At 74.7% G+C, this 16304-nt stretch carries 11 protein-coding genes; 4 read left to right on the top strand and 7 right to left on the bottom strand.

The window, feature by feature from the left end:
• Positions 1–4: 4 nt before the first annotated feature.
• From ppc to ilvA, 3 genes are all read right to left on the bottom strand, one after another.
• A complete protein-coding gene (ppc, locus tag BLU55_RS13630) occupies positions 5–2692 on the bottom strand; it encodes a phosphoenolpyruvate carboxylase (RefSeq protein ID WP_091730662.1) in 2688 nt (895 codons plus the stop codon).
• Between the two features lie 145 nt (positions 2693–2837).
• On the bottom strand, positions 2838–4130 hold the full coding sequence (locus BLU55_RS13635; protein ID WP_091730665.1) for a cytochrome P450: 1293 nt from the start codon (positions 4128–4130) through the stop codon (positions 2838–2840).
• A 39-nt stretch (positions 4131–4169) separates the two neighbouring features.
• The gene (gene ilvA / locus BLU55_RS13640) at positions 4170–5501 is read right to left on the bottom strand and encodes a threonine ammonia-lyase IlvA (protein ID WP_331713527.1); all 1332 of its coding nucleotides are present in this window, start codon (positions 5499–5501) and stop codon (positions 4170–4172) included.
• Positions 5502–5637: 136 nt separating this feature from the next.
• Here ilvA and BLU55_RS13645 point away from each other — a divergent pair, with 136 nt between their 5' ends.
• The 4 genes from BLU55_RS13645 to BLU55_RS13660 all read left to right on the top strand — a co-directional run bounded on the left by BLU55_RS13645 (position 5638) and on the right by BLU55_RS13660 (position 9764).
• Complete coding sequence (locus BLU55_RS13645; protein WP_157682860.1) at positions 5638–6777, top strand: glycosyltransferase family protein; 1140 nt, start codon at positions 5638–5640, stop codon at positions 6775–6777.
• A complete protein-coding gene (locus tag BLU55_RS19790; protein ID WP_091730669.1) occupies positions 6774–8093 on the top strand; it encodes a glycosyltransferase in 1320 nt (439 codons plus the stop codon). The genes BLU55_RS13645 and BLU55_RS19790 overlap by 4 nt, the downstream gene beginning before the upstream one ends.
• Positions 8094–8184: 91 nt before the next feature.
• Positions 8185–9441, top strand: coding sequence for an FAD-binding protein (locus BLU55_RS13655; RefSeq protein ID WP_091730671.1), 1257 nt, complete (start codon positions 8185–8187; stop codon positions 9439–9441).
• A gap of 5 nt (positions 9442–9446) precedes the next feature.
• Positions 9447–9764: a hypothetical protein gene (locus BLU55_RS13660; RefSeq protein WP_091730674.1), complete on the top strand. Its 318-nt coding sequence runs from the start codon at positions 9447–9449 to the stop codon at positions 9762–9764.
• Between the two features lie 35 nt (positions 9765–9799).
• Here the strand turns inward: BLU55_RS13660 and BLU55_RS13665 are convergent, their stop codons facing one another.
• The 4 genes from BLU55_RS13665 to BLU55_RS13680 all read right to left on the bottom strand — a co-directional run bounded on the left by BLU55_RS13665 (position 9800) and on the right by BLU55_RS13680 (position 16093).
• Positions 9800–10450, bottom strand: coding sequence for an HAD family hydrolase (locus BLU55_RS13665; RefSeq protein WP_091730677.1), 651 nt, complete (start codon positions 10448–10450; stop codon positions 9800–9802).
• 182 nt (positions 10451–10632) lie between these two features.
• Positions 10633–13059, bottom strand: coding sequence for a phosphoenolpyruvate synthase (ppsA, locus tag BLU55_RS13670; RefSeq protein WP_091730679.1), 2427 nt, complete (start codon positions 13057–13059; stop codon positions 10633–10635).
• Positions 13056–13916 carry a pyruvate, water dikinase regulatory protein gene (locus BLU55_RS13675; RefSeq protein WP_091730682.1) on the bottom strand — a complete coding sequence of 287 codons (861 nt, stop codon included), beginning with the start codon at positions 13914–13916 and terminating at the stop codon, positions 13056–13058. The genes ppsA and BLU55_RS13675 overlap by 4 nt, the downstream gene beginning before the upstream one ends.
• A 32-nt stretch (positions 13917–13948) precedes the next feature.
• Positions 13949–16093, bottom strand: coding sequence for an ATP-binding protein (locus BLU55_RS13680; protein ID WP_091730685.1), 2145 nt, complete (start codon positions 16091–16093; stop codon positions 13949–13951).
• Positions 16094–16304 lie beyond the last annotated feature (211 nt).

Consider the following 16304-nt stretch of genomic DNA (forward strand, 5'->3'; position numbering starts at 1 on the left):
GCGGTCATCCGGTGTTGCGCATCCCCGCGGCGATCCCGTTGATGGTCAGCAGCAGCGCCCGCTCGAGGTCGGGGCTCTCCTCGCCGGCGCGCATCCGGGCGAGCAGCTGCACCTGGAGCAGGTGGAGCGGCTCGAGGTAGTTCTCGCGGACCTCCAGCGTGGTGCGCAGCACCGGCTCCCGCTCGAGCAGCCGCTCGTCGCCGGTGACGGCGAGGACCTGCGCGACGGTGAGGTCGTACTCCGCGCGGATCACCTCGAAGATGCCCCGGGTCGCCTCGGGGGCGAGGGTGGTGACGTAGCGCTCGGCGATGTCGAGGTCGGCCTTGAACAGCGTCATCGCGACGTTGTCGAGGAAGGTGCGGAAGAACGGCCAGTGGGCGTACATCTCCCGCAGGTCGTCGCCGCTGGCCTCGACCGCCGCCAGGCCGGTGCCGACGCCGAACCAGCCGGGCACGATCTGGCGCGACTGGGTCCAGCCGAACACCCACGGGATCGCGCGCAGGCCGTCGAGGCCGGCGTCCTGCTGCGGGCGCTTGGAGGGCCGCGAGCCGATGTGCATCGAGCCGAGCAGGTCGACGGGGGTGCAGGACAGGAAGTACTCCGCCAGGTCGTCGCGCTCGACGAGGTCGCAGTAGCGGCGGTGGGCGCGGCTCGACACCTCGTCCATGAGCCCGTCCCAGCGCTCCGCCTGCTCCGGCGTACGACGGTCGGTGCGGTGCAGCAGCGAGGCCTCCAGCGTGGCCGCGACGAGCAGCTCGAGGTTCTCGCGGGCCAGCACGGGCAGGGCGTACTTGTCGCTGATCACCTCGCCCTGCTCGGTCAGCTTGACCTCGCCGTCGACGGTGCCGAAGGGCAGCGCCATGATCGCGTCGTACGTCGGGCCGCCGCCGCGCCCGACCGAACCGCCGCGGCCGTGGAAGAAGCGCAGCCGCACGCCGTGGCGCCGGGCGACGTCGCGGGCGACCCGCTGCGCCCGCTGGATCTGCCACTGCGAGGTGGCGATGCCGCCGGACTTGTTGGAGTCGGAGTAGCCGAGCATCACCTCCTGCACGTCGCCGCGCGCGGCGAGCAGGGCGCGGTAGGACGGCTCGGAGAGCAGGCCCTCGAGGATGGGCTCCGCGCGCTCGAGCTCCTCGACGGTCTCGAGCAGCGGCACGAACCCGATCCGGGCGGTGCCGCTGGCCAGGTCGACCAGGCCGGCCTCGCGGGCGAGCAGCACGGCGGCGAGGACGTCGTCGACGTCGCGGGTCATCGAGATGATGTAGCTCTCGATCGAGCGGTCGCCGAGCTGGTCGAGCGACTCGCGCACGACCGCGAAGACCTCGGCGGTGCGGCGCCCGTCCTCGTCGATCGGCGGTGGCTGCTGCGACAGCGGCCGGTGCACGGCCAGCTCGCGGGACAGGACCTCGGTGCGCTCGGGCTGCGTGAGGTCGGCGTACGGCTTGTCCAGGACGCCGAGGCGGTCGAGGAGCTGGCCCAGCGCGTGGTGGTGCTTCTCGGCGTGCTCGCGCACGTCGAGCGTGGCCAGGGTGAAGCCCGAGGCGGCGACGGTGCGGACCAGGCGCTCGAGGTCACCGCCGGCGAGCAGCTCGCCCTGGTGGGTGTGGACCGACTCGTGGAGCACGAGCAGGTCGGCCATCAGCTCGGTGTCGTCGCGGTAGTCGCGGCCGGGACGGTGCGGGCCGGAGGCCTCGATGCGGCGCGCCGTCAGCTGCAGGCGCAGGTCGACGCAGGTGAGGAACAGCCGGTAGGGCTCCTCGACGTTGAGCCGGCGGTAGCGCGGCTCGACCTCGGGCAGCGCGTCGAGCATCTCGTCGGTGCGCGCCTGCAGCGCCTCCGAGACGGTCGAGAGCCGGACGCTGACCGACAGCGTGCGGCGCAGGTCGTTGATCTTGCGGCGGATCACGGTCAGCCCGTGGGAGGCCTGCAGGCGCAGCACCTCGCGGGTGATGTCGGGCGTGACGTTGGGGTTGCCGTCGCGGTCGCCGCCCATCCAGGTGCCAAAGCGCAGCGGGCTGGTCTCGAGCGGCAGCTCGACGTCCCACTCGGTGAGCTGCTCCTCGAGCTCCTCCAGGACGTCCTGGACCGCCGCCGAGGTGAGGCCCTCGAGGTAGTAGATGCCGTTGCGGGCCTCGTCGATGACCTCGGGCCGCTCGACGCGCAGCTCGTCGGTCTGCCACAGCAGGTCGACGGCGACCTCGAGCCGGCGTCGGCGGCGGGCGGTGTCGGGCTCCTCCAGCAGCGCCGCCACGGAGCGCAGCTTGTCGAGCGTCGTGCGGCGCGCCACCTCGGTCGGGTGGGCGGTGAACACCGACCGCACCGACACCTGGGCGACCGTCTCGGCGACGTCCTTCGCCTCGGTGCCGGCCTCGCGGGCGCGCCGCAGCGCCCCGGCCAGCGGCCCGCCGTGGTCGGCGCGCTGCTCGCCGAGGGAGCGGCCGCGGTGCTCCTGCTCGGTGACGTTGGCCAGGTGGAAGTACGCCGTGAACGCCCGCGCCAGCGTCGCCGCGGTCGCCAGGTCGAGCTCGGGCAGGTCGAGCGAGTCGTCCTTGGCCGCCAGCCGGACGCTCTCGACCAGGTCGAGCAGCTCCTGGCCGTGGGTCCGGGTCAGGGTGTCGCCCAGCATCGAGGTGACCAGGCGGATGTCGCGGCGCAGCGGCGCCTCGGCGGAGTGGGGCAGGTGCTCGGACATGGGACCTCACAGTGGTTCGTGCGACGGACCGATGAAGGGCCGGCGTCGTCGACGGCACCCGCGGGGTGAGGCTCAAACCTAGGCGATCAGAGGGTCCCCTCGCATCTCGCGGGCCAGCGGTGGACAGCACCCGGGGACGGGCCGCTCAGGCCGCGCGGACCGGCAGCCGCCGCCAGCCGCGGATCACGGTCGTGCCGCGCTCGACGGCCCGCCCGGCCGGCGCGAGGTGCGGCCAGCGCTCGAACAGCCTCCGCAGCGCCACCTCGCCCTCGAGCCGCGCCAGCGGCGCCCCGACGCAGTAGTGCGCACCGCCCGAGAAGGCCAGGGTGTCGCGGCCCTCGGGACGGGTCAGGTCGAAGTCGTCGGCGTCCTCGTGCTCGGCCTCGTCGCGCCCGGTCGAGCCGAGCAGCACCAGCACGACCTGGTCGCGGCGCACCTGCTGCCCACCGACCGTGCGCGGCTCGTGCGCCACCCGGGCGGTCAGCTGGACGGGCGGGTCGTGGCGCAGCGTCTCGGTCACCACGCGGGCCGCCAGCCCGGGGTCCTCGCGCACCAGCTCCTGCTGCTCGGGGTGCTGGTGCAGCGCGCGGACGGCGTTGCCGATGAGGTTGGTGGTGGTCTCGAAGCCGGCCAGGAGCAGCAGCTGCGCGAGCGAGACGACCTCGTCGACGGTGACGTGCTCGCCCGGGCGCACCTCGCTCTCGGCGGCGCTGGCCAGGCGGCTGAGCAGGTCGTCGCCCGGGTCGCGGCGGCGCTCGTCGACCAGCCGCTCGAAGAGCACCCGCAGGTCGGTCTGGGCCCGCAGCATCCGGCGCTGGTGGGGCACCGACGTGACGCCGTCGAGGGCCGCGCCGAGGGTGTGGCCCCAGGCGGCGAACTGCTGCGCGTCGGCCGCGGGAATGGCCAGCAGGTCGCTGATCACCGCGACCGGCAGCGGGCTCGCGAACCCCGCCACCAGGTCGGTGCCGCGACGCACGTCGAGGCGGTCGAGCAGCCGGTCGGCCGTCGCCTCGACCGTCGGGCGCAGCGCCTCGATCCGCCGCGCCGAGAACGCCGGCGTCGCCAGCCGGCGCAGCCGCCCGTGGTCGGGCGGGTCCAGCCCCAGCAGCGACAGCTCCAGGACGTTGGGCTCGGTGCCCTCGTGGACCGGGCCGCCGGTCACGTCGAACGGCTGTGCCCCCGACGACAGCCGGACGCCGAACCCGCGGTCGCGCAGGACGTCGTGCGCGTCGGCGTACGTGCTGGCGACCCACAGGCCCGAGCGGCTCCAGGTCAGGCCGCGGTCGCAGCGCAGCCGGGCGTACGTCGCGTAGGGGTCGGCCTTCCACGGGGCCTGGAACAGCCGCGCCACGGGGTCGCCCGCGAGCGCCAGGCCGAGCGTCCCCGCCCGGAGCAGGGTGAGCTGCCGGGTGGTCCGGAGGTCCGCGCGCAGGCCCATGCGTCCATCATGCGCCGGGCCCGGTCGGGGAGCGCCGCCTCAGGTCAGGTAGCGAGTCAGGGGCGAGTCGGCGGGCAGCCGCTCGATCCGCGACGGGGAGGCGGTCATCCGCTCCAGCAGCGGCTCGAGGTCGGCGGCGTCGGAGAGCTCGACGCCGACCAGGGCCGGGCCGGTCTCGCGGTTGTTGCGCTTGACGTACTCGAACAGCGTGATGTCGTCGTCGGGGCCGAGCACGTCGTCGAGGAAGGCCCGCAGCGCGCCGGGCTCCTGGGGGAAGTCGACGAGGAAGTAGTGCTTGAGGCCGGTGTGCACCAGCGACCGCTCGACGATCTCGGCGTAGCGGCTGACGTCGTTGTTGCCGCCCGACAGCACGCACAGCACGGTCGCGCCGGGGGCGGGGGCCAGCAGCGAGAGCGAGGCCGTGGCCAGGGCGCCGGCGGGCTCGGCGATGATCCCGTCGGACTGGTAGAGGTCGAGCATCTCGGTGCAGACCTGGCCCTCGGGCACGGCGACGACCTCGGCGCCGGAGGCGGCCACCAGCGCGAAGGTCACCTCGCCGACCCGCTTGACCGCGGCGCCGTCGACGAACGGGTCGACCTCGGGCAGCTCGACCGGGTGACCGGCGGCCAGGGCGGCCGTGAGGGAGGCGGCGCCCGCGGGCTCGACGCCGACCACGCGCACCGCCGACCCGCCCGGCTGCCCGCCGAGCCAGGCGACCGTGCCGGCCAGCAGGCCGCCGCCCCCGACCGGCACCACGACCACGTCGGGCAGGGCGCCGAGCTGGGCCACGGCCTCGCGGACCACGGTGCCCTGGCCCGCGACGGTGGCCGGGTGGTCGAACGGCGGCACCAGCACCCGGTGGGTCGCCTCCGCGTGCCGGGCCGCCGCGAGGGCGGCGTCGTCGAAGCTGTCGCCCTCGACCACGACGGTCACGTGCTCGCCGCCCAGCTCGGCGACCCGGACCCGCTTCTGCCGCGGCGTGGTGCGCGGCAGGTAGATCCGCGCGGAGACGCCGAGCGCCGCGCAGGCGAAGGCCACGCCCTGGGCGTGGTTGCCGGCGCTCGCGCACACCACCCCGCGCTCGCGCTCCTCGGGGGTCAGCCGTGCGAGGAAGTGGTAGCCGCCCCGCGACTTGTAGGAGCGCACCGGCTGCAGGTCCTCGCGCTTGAGCACCACCCGGCAGCCGTGCACCCGCGAGAGCCGCACGCCGTCCTCCAGCGGGGTCACCGGCACCGTGCCGGCCAGCACGGCCGCGGCGGCGTCGACGTCGGCGGCGGTCACGGGCGGCCCGTCGTGCGACCCGTCGTGGGACCCGTCGTGGGACGCGGCGGCCGGGCTGCCGTCGCGGGGGTCGGAAGGTGCGTGGCTCACCCCGTGATCCTCTCGCGTCGCGGTCGGAGACGACCAGCACACCCCTCGGGGCGGATGGGGGCCCCCCGGGGGGGGTACGAGGGTGGGACGCCCCGTCGGACCCCGCTCCGACCCGATCCGCAGCCCTGGAGGTGTGGTGCCCACGAGCTCGACCCCGACCGCGACCCGGACCGCGACCCGGACCACCGCTCGGCACGCGCCCCGGCACCGGCCCGACGCCCCGGTGCACGTGGTGCCCGGACCCACCGGCCACGGCGTCGCCGTCTACGCGCGCCAGCTGGCCGCCGAGCTCGGGGCGACGGTCGTCGACGACGAGCAGCAGGTGCCGCGGGACGCGAGCAGCGCCCACCTCCACGTCACCGACCGGATGTGGGGCGCCTCGCCCGAGCAGGCCGCCCAGCGGGTCGTCGCGCTGTGCGGGCAGCGGCCCACCACGCTCACCCTCCACGACCTGCCGCAGCCCCACGACGGCCGCACCCTGCACCCCCGCCGGCGCCAGGCGTACGCCGCGATGGCGCGCGCCGCCACCGGGGTCGTGGTGTCCTCCCACCACGAGCGCCGCCTCCTCGACGCCGTGCTCGCCGGTGGCCCCGACGGTGGCCCCGACGGTGGGCCCGACGGCGGTCCCGACGGCGGTCCCGACGTCGAGGTGGTCCCGCTGCCCTGCGTGCGGCCGAACGGACCCGCGCCCCGACCGCGCGTGCACTCCCCCCGGCCGGACGGACGCCGCACGCTGGCGCTGGCCGGCTGGTTCTACCCCGGCAAGGGCCACCTGCCCGCGCTCGGCGCCGCCGCGGCGGCGCAGCGCCGGGGCCACACCGTCGACGTGCTGGTGCTCGGCCGGCCCGCCCCCGGCCACGAGCAGGACGCGACCGCCCTGGTCGAGCGGGCCCGGCGGATCGGCGTGCGCCTGGAGGTGACGGGGTGGCTGGAGGACGACGACCTCCACGCCGCCCTGCGCTCGGTCGACGTGCCGTTCGCCGGCCACCGCAACGTGTCGGCCTCCGGGTCGGTCAACTCCTGGCTGGCGGCCGGACGCCGGCCGCTGGTGCGGCGCGGGCCCTACTTCGAGGAGATGGCGCGGCTGCGTCCCGGCACCCTGCGCCTGACCGGGATCGGCTCCCTGGCCGGGGCGGTCGTCGAGGCGCTGGAGGACCCCGCCAGCACCTGGCTGGCCCCCGGCGTCGGCGTCGGCCACGACCTGGGCGACGCGGCACGCGCCTACCGCGAGTTCTGGGAGCGCGTGCTGGCCCCCGACCGCGAACGCGTCGCGTGAGGCCACCCTGGGGCCTCCACCTCCCCGGCAACGGCTGGGACGTGCTGGCCGACCGGGAGCCGCCCGTGCGCACCACGAGCGTGGTGGTGACCCACTTCGAGCAGCCCGACGAGCTGGCCCGCACGCTGCACGCCCTGACCCGCCAGACGCTGCCACCCGACGAGGTCGTGGTGGCCGACGACGGGTCGCGCGAGCCGCCCCGCGTGCCGCGCGGGACCCGCCTGGTGCGGCAGGACGACCAGGGCTTCCGCGCCGCGGCCGCGCGCGACCTCGGGGCGGCCGCCGCCACGGGAGACGTGCTGGTCTTCCTCGACGCCGACACCACGCCCGAGCCCGGCCTCGTCGAGGCGCTGACCTGCCTGCCCCGGCTGCAGCCCGACGTCCTCGTCGTGGGTCGCCGCCGCCACGCCGACCTCACGGGCGTGCCGGTCGACGCCGACGTCGAGGAGGCCGGCCCCGCCCACGAGCTGCCCGAGCCCGGCTGGCTGCGCGACGCGTACGCCGCCTCCCGCGACCTGCTCGACGCCGACGACCTGTCCTCGCGGTTCGTCATCAGCGCGGTGCTCGCCTGCTCGCGGTGGTGGTACGACGAGGTCGGCGGCTTCGACCGCAGCTTCACGGCGTACGGTGGCGAGGACTGGGAGCTGGCCCACCGCAGCTGGCTCGCGGGTGGCCTCGTGGCCCACGCCCCCGACGCGGTCGCCTGGCACGACGGACCCGACGCCGGGGCCGTGCCACGCGGGTCCGCGGCCGTCGAGAGCGCCGAGCTGGCCGCCCGGGTGGGCGTGCCGGGACTCGCGCCGCACGGTCTGCTCGGGCTGCGCGGACGCCCGCTCCCGGTCGACCGGCTGCTGGCCCCCTCGCCCGACCTCGACCCCCGCGAGCTGCTGCTCGTGGTCGACGCCGCGCTGCACGCCGACCCGCAGCTGCACGTCGCGGTCGACGACGACCAGGCCGCGCTGCTGGCGGGCGAGCCCCGGCTGCTGCGCCTGGCGGGTCGCACCGCGCTCGAGGCCGCGCTCGCGTCCCCGGCCCGGCGGCTGGTCGAGCTCCACCGGCCGCGGCTGCTCGCCCCGCAGGAGTGGCGCGACCTGCTGCTCGGCGCGACCGGCGACCCGGCCCGGCTGCGGCTGGGCGACCTCGCCACCGCGACCTCGCTGCGGCTGGTGCGCCGCGCCCGCCGCCACGGCGCCGATCCCGACGAGGTGACCGTGGCCACCGAGCGGCTCGGCGGGACGCCGCTGCCCGACGGGCTGACGCTCGGCGCCTGGTGGGGCGGCTGGGCCGCGGGTGCTCCGCGGACGCCCCTGTCGTGAGCGGTGCTGTCGTGAGCGGTGCCGTCGTGAGCGGTGCCGTCGTGAGCGGCGCCGTCCTGACCGGCTGCGGGTGGTCTGACATCCTGCAGCCGTGACCGATTCCGCGGCCGGGCAGAACTGGGCCGGCAACCACACGTACTCCGCCGGCCGCTTCGTCCGCGCCACCTCGATCGAGCACGCGCAGCAGGTGGTGGCCGAGTCGCACCGGGTGCGCCTGCTCGGCACCCGCCACTCGTTCAACGCCCTGTGCGACACCGAGGGCACGCTGCTCGACCTGACCGGCGTGACCGCGACGCCGTCGCTCGACCGCGAGGCCGGGTGCGTGACGGTCGCGGGCGGCACGCCGTACCGCGTGCTCGCGGCGTACCTCGAGGACGCCGGGTTCGCCCTGGCCAACATGGGATCGCTGCCCCACATCTCGGTGGCCGGCGCGACCTCGACCGGCACCCACGGCTCGGGCGCGGGCAACCGGATCCTGGGCGCGGGCGTGCGCCGGCTGCGGTTCATCGGTCCCGACGGCGAGCTGCGCGACGTGCGCCGCGGCGAGCCGGACTTCGACGGCTCCGTCGTGGCCATGGGGGCCCTCGGGGCGATCGTCGAGCTCGACCTCGACGTGGAGCCGACGTACCTGGTGGCCCAGGACCTCTTCGACCACCTGCGCTGGAGCGAGGTCGTCGAGCAGGCGCCCGAGGTGCTGGGCTCGGCGTACAGCGTGAGCATCTTCGGCCGCTGGAACGACACCGACCCGGCCGAGGTGCTGGTCAAGTCGCGCGTCGCCCCCGAGGCCGTGGCGCCCGGCTGGACCGGCGGCACGCCGCCGATGGCCGCCGACGCGCCGTTCCGGCTGCTGCCCGGCGAGGACCACCTCACCCTGCGCGGCGCCCCCGGCCCCTGGTCGGAGCGGCTGCCGCACTTCCGCGGCGACCGGCAGCCCAGCTTCGGCGACGAGATCCAGACCGAGTGGTTCGTGCCGGCCGACGAGGCGGTCCCCGCGCTGCGCGCCGTCACCGACCTGGCGGCCCGGCTCGGCGGTGAGCTGGAGGCGCTGCTCGCCGTCACCGAGATCCGCGCGATCGGCGCCGACGACCTGTGGCTGTCCCCGGCCCAGGGCCGCGAGACGGTCGCCCTCCACTTCACCTGGAAGAACGACCCCGCGGCCGTGCTCGCCATGGCCCGCCACGTCGAGGGTGCCCTCGAGCCCCACGCCGCCCGCCCGCACTGGGGCAAGGTCTTCGACCGCCTCGACCTGTCCCTCTACCCCCGGCTCGACGACTTCCGCGCCCTGGCGGCCCGGGTCGACCCCACCGGCACGTTCCGCAACGCCGCCGTCGACCGGGTCCTGGGCTAGCCGTCGTGGGCCGTCGCCCGGTGGTGCTCCACAAGCGGTGGCGGCTGCACGACGGGGTCACCACCGACCAGGTCGCCCGGCTGGTCGCCGAGCGGGTGGTGCCCCACTACGCCCGGCTGTCCGACCAGGTGGTGCTCGGGCTCGAGGCCGACGAGGACGGCACGGTGGTGGCGCTGCAGCGCTGGTCGAGCCGCGAGGCGCTGGCCGCGGCGACGAGCGGGACGGCGTACGACCGGTGGTGGGCGGCGTACCTGCCCGTGCTCGCCGAGTGGGACCGGCTGGTGTCCTTCCAGGAGGAGTGGGAGACCACCGTCCTGCTCTGAGCGTCCCGCCGACCTCGGCGCTCGGTGGCCACGGGTCAGGCGACCGGGCGGTCCCGGAGCAGGTCGAGCAGCTCCGCGGGGGTCGCGGCCGCCGTGACGGCCGCGCCGGCGTCGAAGAGGTGGCCCCAGCCCGCGGCGACCGGCGTGGCGCCCGCGTCCCGGGCAGCCCCGACGTCGAGCGGGGAGTCACCGACGTAGACGCACGCCGCGGCGTCGACGCCCAGCCGCGAGGCGGCCTCGAGCACCCCGTCGGGCGCCGGCTTGGGCCGCGCGACCTCGTTGCCGCCGACCACCACGTCGAAGTGGTCGCGCAGGCCGGTCGCGCCGAGCAGGAGGCCCGCCGCCTCGACGCTGTTGCCGGTGAAGACGGCCAGCGGCACGCCGCGCCGGCCCAGCTCGCCGAGCACCTCGGCGATGCCGTCGTGCACCCGGACGGTGTGGCTCAGGTCGGCCAGCACCCGGTGGTAGAGCTCGCCGTCCTCGACCCGGGCCTCGCGACCGACCATGAGGCCGATCATCTCGTGGGGCGCACCGGCGTCGTAGTGGGCGACCACCTGGTCGCGGGTCAGCGTCGGCCCGCCGAGGCGCTGCACGGTCTCGATGAAGGCGTCCGGCACGACCGTGGCCGAGTCGACCAGGGTCCCGTCCATGTCCCAGATGACGGCCGCGACCGGCTGCGTGCTCACGAGCAGAAGCGTGCCAGACCGGACCACGGGCCACCCGGGCGCGTTCGCGACAGGACTCCGTCCCGGTCCGCGGCCCTTCGAGACAGGACTCCGTCCTTCCTCAGGGACCGAGGGGGTGTCCTCAGGGCCCGAGGACCGAGGTCGGTCCCCGAGGAGGTCGCCCCGGCGACCGTCTCGAAGGGTCAGCGCTGGGCGACGTGCTTGCCGATCTTGAGCCAGGTGTCCACGACGGTGTCGGGGTTCAGCGACATCGACTCGATGCCCTGGTCGACCAGCCACTCCGCGAGGTCGGGGTGGTCGGAGGGTCCCTGGCCGCAGATGCCGACGTACTTGTCGAGGTCGCGGCAGGCCTTGATCGCCCGCTCCAGCAGCACCTTGACGGCCGGGTCGCGCTCGTCGAAGGAGCTCGCGACGAGCGAGGAGTCGCGGTCGACGCCCAGGGTCAGCTGGGTGAGGTCGTTGGAGCCGATGGAGAAGCCGTCGAAGTGCTCGAGGAACTGCTCGGGGATGACGGCGTTGGAGGGCACCTCGCACATCATCACGACCTGGAGGTCGTTCTTGCCGCGCTCGAGGCCGTGCTCGCGCAGCAGGCTGATGACGCCCTCCGCCTCGGTCACGGTCCGCACGAACGGGATCATGATCTTGACGTTGGTCAGGCCCATCTCGTCGCGCACGTGGCGCAGCGCGGCGCACTCCATCTCGAAGCAGTCGGCGAACTCCTCCGAGAGGTACCGCGACGCGCCGCGGTAGCCGATCATCGGGTTCTCCTCGTCGGGCTCGTAGCGGGTGCCGCCGACCAGGTTGGCGTACTCGTTGGACTTGAAGTCGCTCATCCGCACGATCACCGGCTCGGGCGCGAACGCCGCTGCGATCATCGAGACGCCCTCGGCGACCCGCTGGACGAAGAACTCCCGGGGCGAGTCGTACGCCGCGATCAGCTCGGTGACCTCGTCGCGCAGCTCCGCCGGCAGGTCCTCGCCACCGGCCTCGAGCTCGAGCAGGGCCTTGGGGTGGATGCCGATCTGGCGGTTGATGATGAACTCCAGCCGGGCCAGGCCCACGCCCTTGTTCGGCAGCCGGGAGAAGCCGAAGGCCTGCTCGGGGGTGCCGACGTTCATCATGATCTTGACCGGGATGTCGGGCATCGAGTCGAGCTCGGTGGTCTCGACGTCGAAGTCGAGGACGCCGTCGTAGACCAGGCCGGTGTCGCCCTCGGCGCACGAGACGGTGACCTCGCGGCCGTCGCCGAGCTCCTTGGTGCCGGTGCGGGTGCCGACGACCGCCGGGATGCCGAGCTCGCGGGCGATGATCGCGGCGTGGCAGGTGCGGCCGCCGCGGTTGGTGACGATCGCCGAGGCGCGCTTCATGATCGGCTCCCAGTCGGGGTCGGTCATGTCGGCGACGAGCACCTCGCCGGGCACGAACTCGTGCATCTGGTCGATCGAGCTCATCACGCGGACCGCTCCGGCACCGATCTTCTGGCCGATGGCGCGCCCCTCGACGACGACGTCGGCGCCGCGGGTCACCTGGGCGTCGATCTTGTAGCGCTCGAGGGTGCCGGTGCTGCGCGACTGCACGGTCTCGGGCCGCGCCTGGAGGATGTAGAGCCCGCCGTCGACGCCGTCCTTGCCCCACTCGATGTCCATCGGGCGGCCGTAGTGCTCCTCGATGGTGACCGCGTGGCGGGCCAGCTCCTCGACCTCGGCGTCGGTGAGGCTCAGCCGCGCGCTGTCCGACGGGTCGACGTCGACGAACTCGGTGGTGCGCCCCACGCCCGGGTCGTCGGTGTAGACCATCTTGGTGGCCTTGCCGCCGACGCCGCGCTTGAGCACGGCGGGTCGGCCGGCGCGCAGGGCGGGCTTGTAGACGTACCACTCGTCGGGGTTGACCGCGCCCTGCACGACCCCCTCGCCGAGACCGAAGGCGGAGGTGATGAAGACGGCGTCGCGGAAGCCCGACTCGGTGTCCATGGTGAACATGACGCCCGAGGACCCGATGTCGGAGCGCACCATCTTCTGCACGCCCGCCGAGATCCCGACGTCGGCGTGGGCGAAGCCGTGGTGGACGCGGTAGCTGATGGCGCGGTCGTTGTAGAGCGAGGCGTAGACCTCGCGCACCGACTGCAGCACCGCGTCGATGCCGCGCACGTTGAGGAAGGTCTCCTGCTGCCCGGCGAAGGACGCGTCCGGCAGGTCCTCGGCCGTGGCGGACGAGCGGACCGCGAAGGACGCCTCGTCGCCGGCCTGGCCCGCGAGCGTCTCGTAGGCCTCGCGCACCTGCGCCTCGAGCTGCTCGGGGAAGTCCTGCTCGTTGATCCAGCCGCGGATCTCGCGCCCGGCCTCGGCCAGCGCACGGGTGTCGTCGGTGTCGAGCCCCTCCATGCGCCGGTCGATCCTCCCGGCCAGGTCGTCGTGCTCGAGGAACCGCACGAAGGCGTCGGAGGTGGTCGCGAAGCCGTCGGGGACGCTCACGCCGAGGTCGGAGAGGTGGGAGACCATCTCGCCGAGCGAGGCGTTCTTGCCGCCGACCTGGTCGAGGTCGTCCATGCCCAGCTCGGAGAACCACCGCACGTCGGGGTTCCGGGTCCGGCTCTCGCTCTGGTCGGTCATGACTGCCTCCTGGGCGTCGGTGCGGGTCTGGTGCGGCGGGCGAGCTGCTGGACGATGACGGTCGAGATCTCCTCGACCGAGCGGGCCGACGAGTCGATCGAGGGCACCCGGTGGGCGTCGAAGAGCTGGGCGGCGCGGCGCAGCTCCCAGCGGCACTGCTCGGCCGAGGAGTAGCGCGAGGAGGGCCGGCGCTCGGCGCGGACCCGGGCCAGCCGGTCGACGGTGGTGACCAGGCCGAAGCAGCGGTCCACGTGGGCGCGCACCGGCCCGGGCAGGTCGGAGGACTCGAGGTCCTCCTCGACCAGCGGGTAGTTGGCCACGAACAGGCCGTGCTGGAGGGCGAGGTACATGCTGGTCGGCGTCTTGCCGCACCGCGACGGCGCCAGCAGGATGACGTCGGCCTTCTCGAGCATCCGCACGCTCTGGCCGTCGTCGTGCTCGATGGTGAACTCGACGGCCGCCATCCGGTTGTTGTAGCGCTTGATGTCGCCGACGCCGTGCAGCCGCAGCGCCTGACGGGCACCCCGCCGGCCCAGCAGCTCCTCGACCCGGCCCATGTGGAGGTCGAAGAAGTCGATCATCGGGGCGCGGGTCTTGGCCAGCTCGCGCCGCACGGCGTCCTCGGCGGCGGTGGTGAACACCAGCGGCGTGACGGGACCGTCCATCGCCGCGTCGACCTGCTCGACCACCCGTCGCGCGTCCTCGACGGTGGAGATGAAGGGGATCAGCGTGCGGTCGAAGATGACGTCCGGGAACTGCAGCAGCAGGGCGTTGCCCATGGTCTCGGCGCTGATGCCGGTGCTGTCGGACAGGAAGAAGACGGGGACGACGGTGTCGCCGTGCTCGGTCGCAGCCACGCTCCACCCCTTCCGGCTCGGTGCGCCGGAGGCTACCCCTCCCGGGCGGCCGCGACCACCGGTGCGGGGGCCGGGCCGACGTGGGCCACGTCACGTCCCCGCGTCCCGACCGGCGCGCCGAGGGGCTCGGCGCCGGGGTGCAGCGGGAGCACGGCGGGGACGGCGGCGGGCAGCCGCACCTCGAAGATGCTGCCGCCGCTCGGGTTCTCGCGCAGCACCACGCTGCCACCGCAGCGCTCGACCGCACGGCGCACGATGGCCAGGCCGAGGCCGGTGCCGCGGTAGTTCTCGCCGTGGGCGCGGTGGAAGCTGGCGAAGACCTTCTCGCGGTGCTCCACGGGCACGCCGATGCCGTTGTCGGTCACGCTGAGCACGGTCCACTCGGCGTCCTCGCGGCCGCGCACCTGGACCCGCGGCCGGACGCCGGGGGCGACGTACTTGGTGGCGTTGCCGATGAGGTTGTCGAGGATCTGGCGCACCATCACGGGGTCGGCCGTGGCGTGCAGGCCGGTCTGGACGTAGACCTGGGGCCGGCTCTCGCGCTCGCGGAAGACCGCGGCCGACTCCTCGGCGGCCTTGGAGAGGTCGACGTCGACCCGCAGCACGGGGGCGTCGCGGACGACCGTGTACGAGAGCAGGTCGTCGATGAAGCTGCCCATCTGCCGGGCCGCGCCGGTGATCCGCCCGAGCGTCCGCAGTCCCGCCTGGGGGTCCACCGGGCCGATCCCGAAGTCCTCCGCGAGCGCCTCCGACCAGCCGTTGATGACGGTCAGGGGCCGCTTCAGGTCGTGGGCGACGACGCCGGCGAACGACGCCAGGGCGTCGCGGTCGTGCCGGGCCGCGGTGACGTCGCGGAAGCTGACGATCGCGCGGACCGGCTCTTCCTCGCTGGCGCGGGGCAGCTGCGACGCGGTGACCTCGAGCGTCACCGGCTCGGTCGCCCCGGGCGCGGTGAACCTGTAGTCCGCCAGCACCTCCTCGCCCGCCAGGGCGCGGGTCACGGGCAGGTCGCGGGCGGCGACGGGCGTGCCGTCCGGGTGGGCCAGCCCCCAGCGGGCGCCGTCGGGGTCCAGGCCGACGACGTCGCCGTCCTCGAGCCCGGTCAGGCGACGTCCCGCGGGGTTGCGCAGCAGCACGCGGCCCTCGCCGTCGACCACCGTGATGCCCTCGCGCATGTGCTCGAGGACCGCGCCGAACAGGCGCGCGCGGTCGGCGGTCTCGGCCTGGAGCGCCTGCAGGTCGGCCATCGCCTGGTTGCGCTCGGCCCGGCTGAAGCACAGCACCAGGCCGGTGACCACCGTCATCGCGACGAACACCTGGGCCACCAGCGCGCGGTCGGCGATGCCGGAGACAGCGGCGAACGGGCCCAGGCCCTGCAGGGTGAAGTAGATGGCGCCCGAGCCGGCGGCGAAGCCGTGCAGCACCACGCCGCACGGCGACAGCCGGACCCCGGCCAGGACGCTGGTGAACAGCAGCAGGAACCCGATCGGGGCCGCCTCGGCACGGGCGAAGACGAGCAGCAGGAGCACGGCCGACAGGGCGCTGAGCAGGGCGGCCTCCGCGGCCTGGCGCCGCCCGGGCCACACCAGCGCGGCCAGGCGGCGGGCCACGTCGCCGGCACCGGTCGCACCCTGGAGCTGGGCCTGGAGCAGCAGGCCGAGCACGCCCACGACGAGCAGCCCGCTGGTGTTGCGCCCCCACCAGACGAGGAAGCCCGCCCAGGTGCTCCCGTCGACGAACCAGGCGAGGCCGACCTGGCCCAGGCCGGCGGCCAGCAGGCACGACAGCAGGGCTGCTCCGATGAGCGCGCCGAGGTCGGTCAGGGAGCCGGGGGCCGCGGGACCACCGAAGCCGACCATGTCCGGGCGGGCGCGGCGCATCACGGTGACGAAGACGACGACCTGCAGCAGGTTGGTGACCACGAACAGGGCGGCCAGGGCCGGGGTCGCCCCGGTGACCGCGTTGACGGCGTACACCGTCGTCGCGAGCACGACGACGTCGACGGCGAGCCAGGGCCGGTGGCTGGTCAGCAGCCACAGCGCCCCCACGCCGGCGGCCGGCCACACCAGGGCCAGCGAGTGGCCGTCGATGATGGTCGCGCGGCCGATCAGCCCCGCGACCAGGTAGAGGGCAGCCCAGGCTGCGGTGCGCAGCACCTGACGTCCGGCCGTGTTCACTCGCCGAGTATGCGGAAGATTCGTCCGGTTTGCGTGCCGAATGTCCGAATTAACGCCTGAAGGCCCACCGTCGGGCCGGGCGGGAGAGCTCGCGCACGGCGTCGGCGGCCAGGCCGAGCACCGCGATCACCGAGCGCGGCTCCACGTGCACCACGAGTCCACTCACCGGACCACCTCCAAGCCTCCGGTGCCAGACTCGGCCCGGGAGTGC

Source organism: Nocardioides scoriae, from assembly GCF_900104965.1.
Lineage (GTDB): Bacteria > Actinomycetota > Actinomycetes > Propionibacteriales > Nocardioidaceae > Marmoricola > Marmoricola scoriae.

Excerpts from the sequence above, each read along its gene's own strand:
- ppc (WP_091730662.1), bottom strand. The coding sequence starts at position 2,692 with ATGTCCGAGCACCTGCCCCACTCCGCCGAGGCGCCGCTGCGCCGCGAC.
- BLU55_RS13635 (WP_091730665.1), bottom strand. The coding sequence starts at position 4,130 with ATGGGCCTGCGCGCGGACCTCCGGACCACCCGGCAGCTCACCCTGCTC.
- ppsA (WP_091730679.1), bottom strand. The coding sequence starts at position 13,059 with ATGACCGACCAGAGCGAGAGCCGGACCCGGAACCCCGACGTGCGGTGG.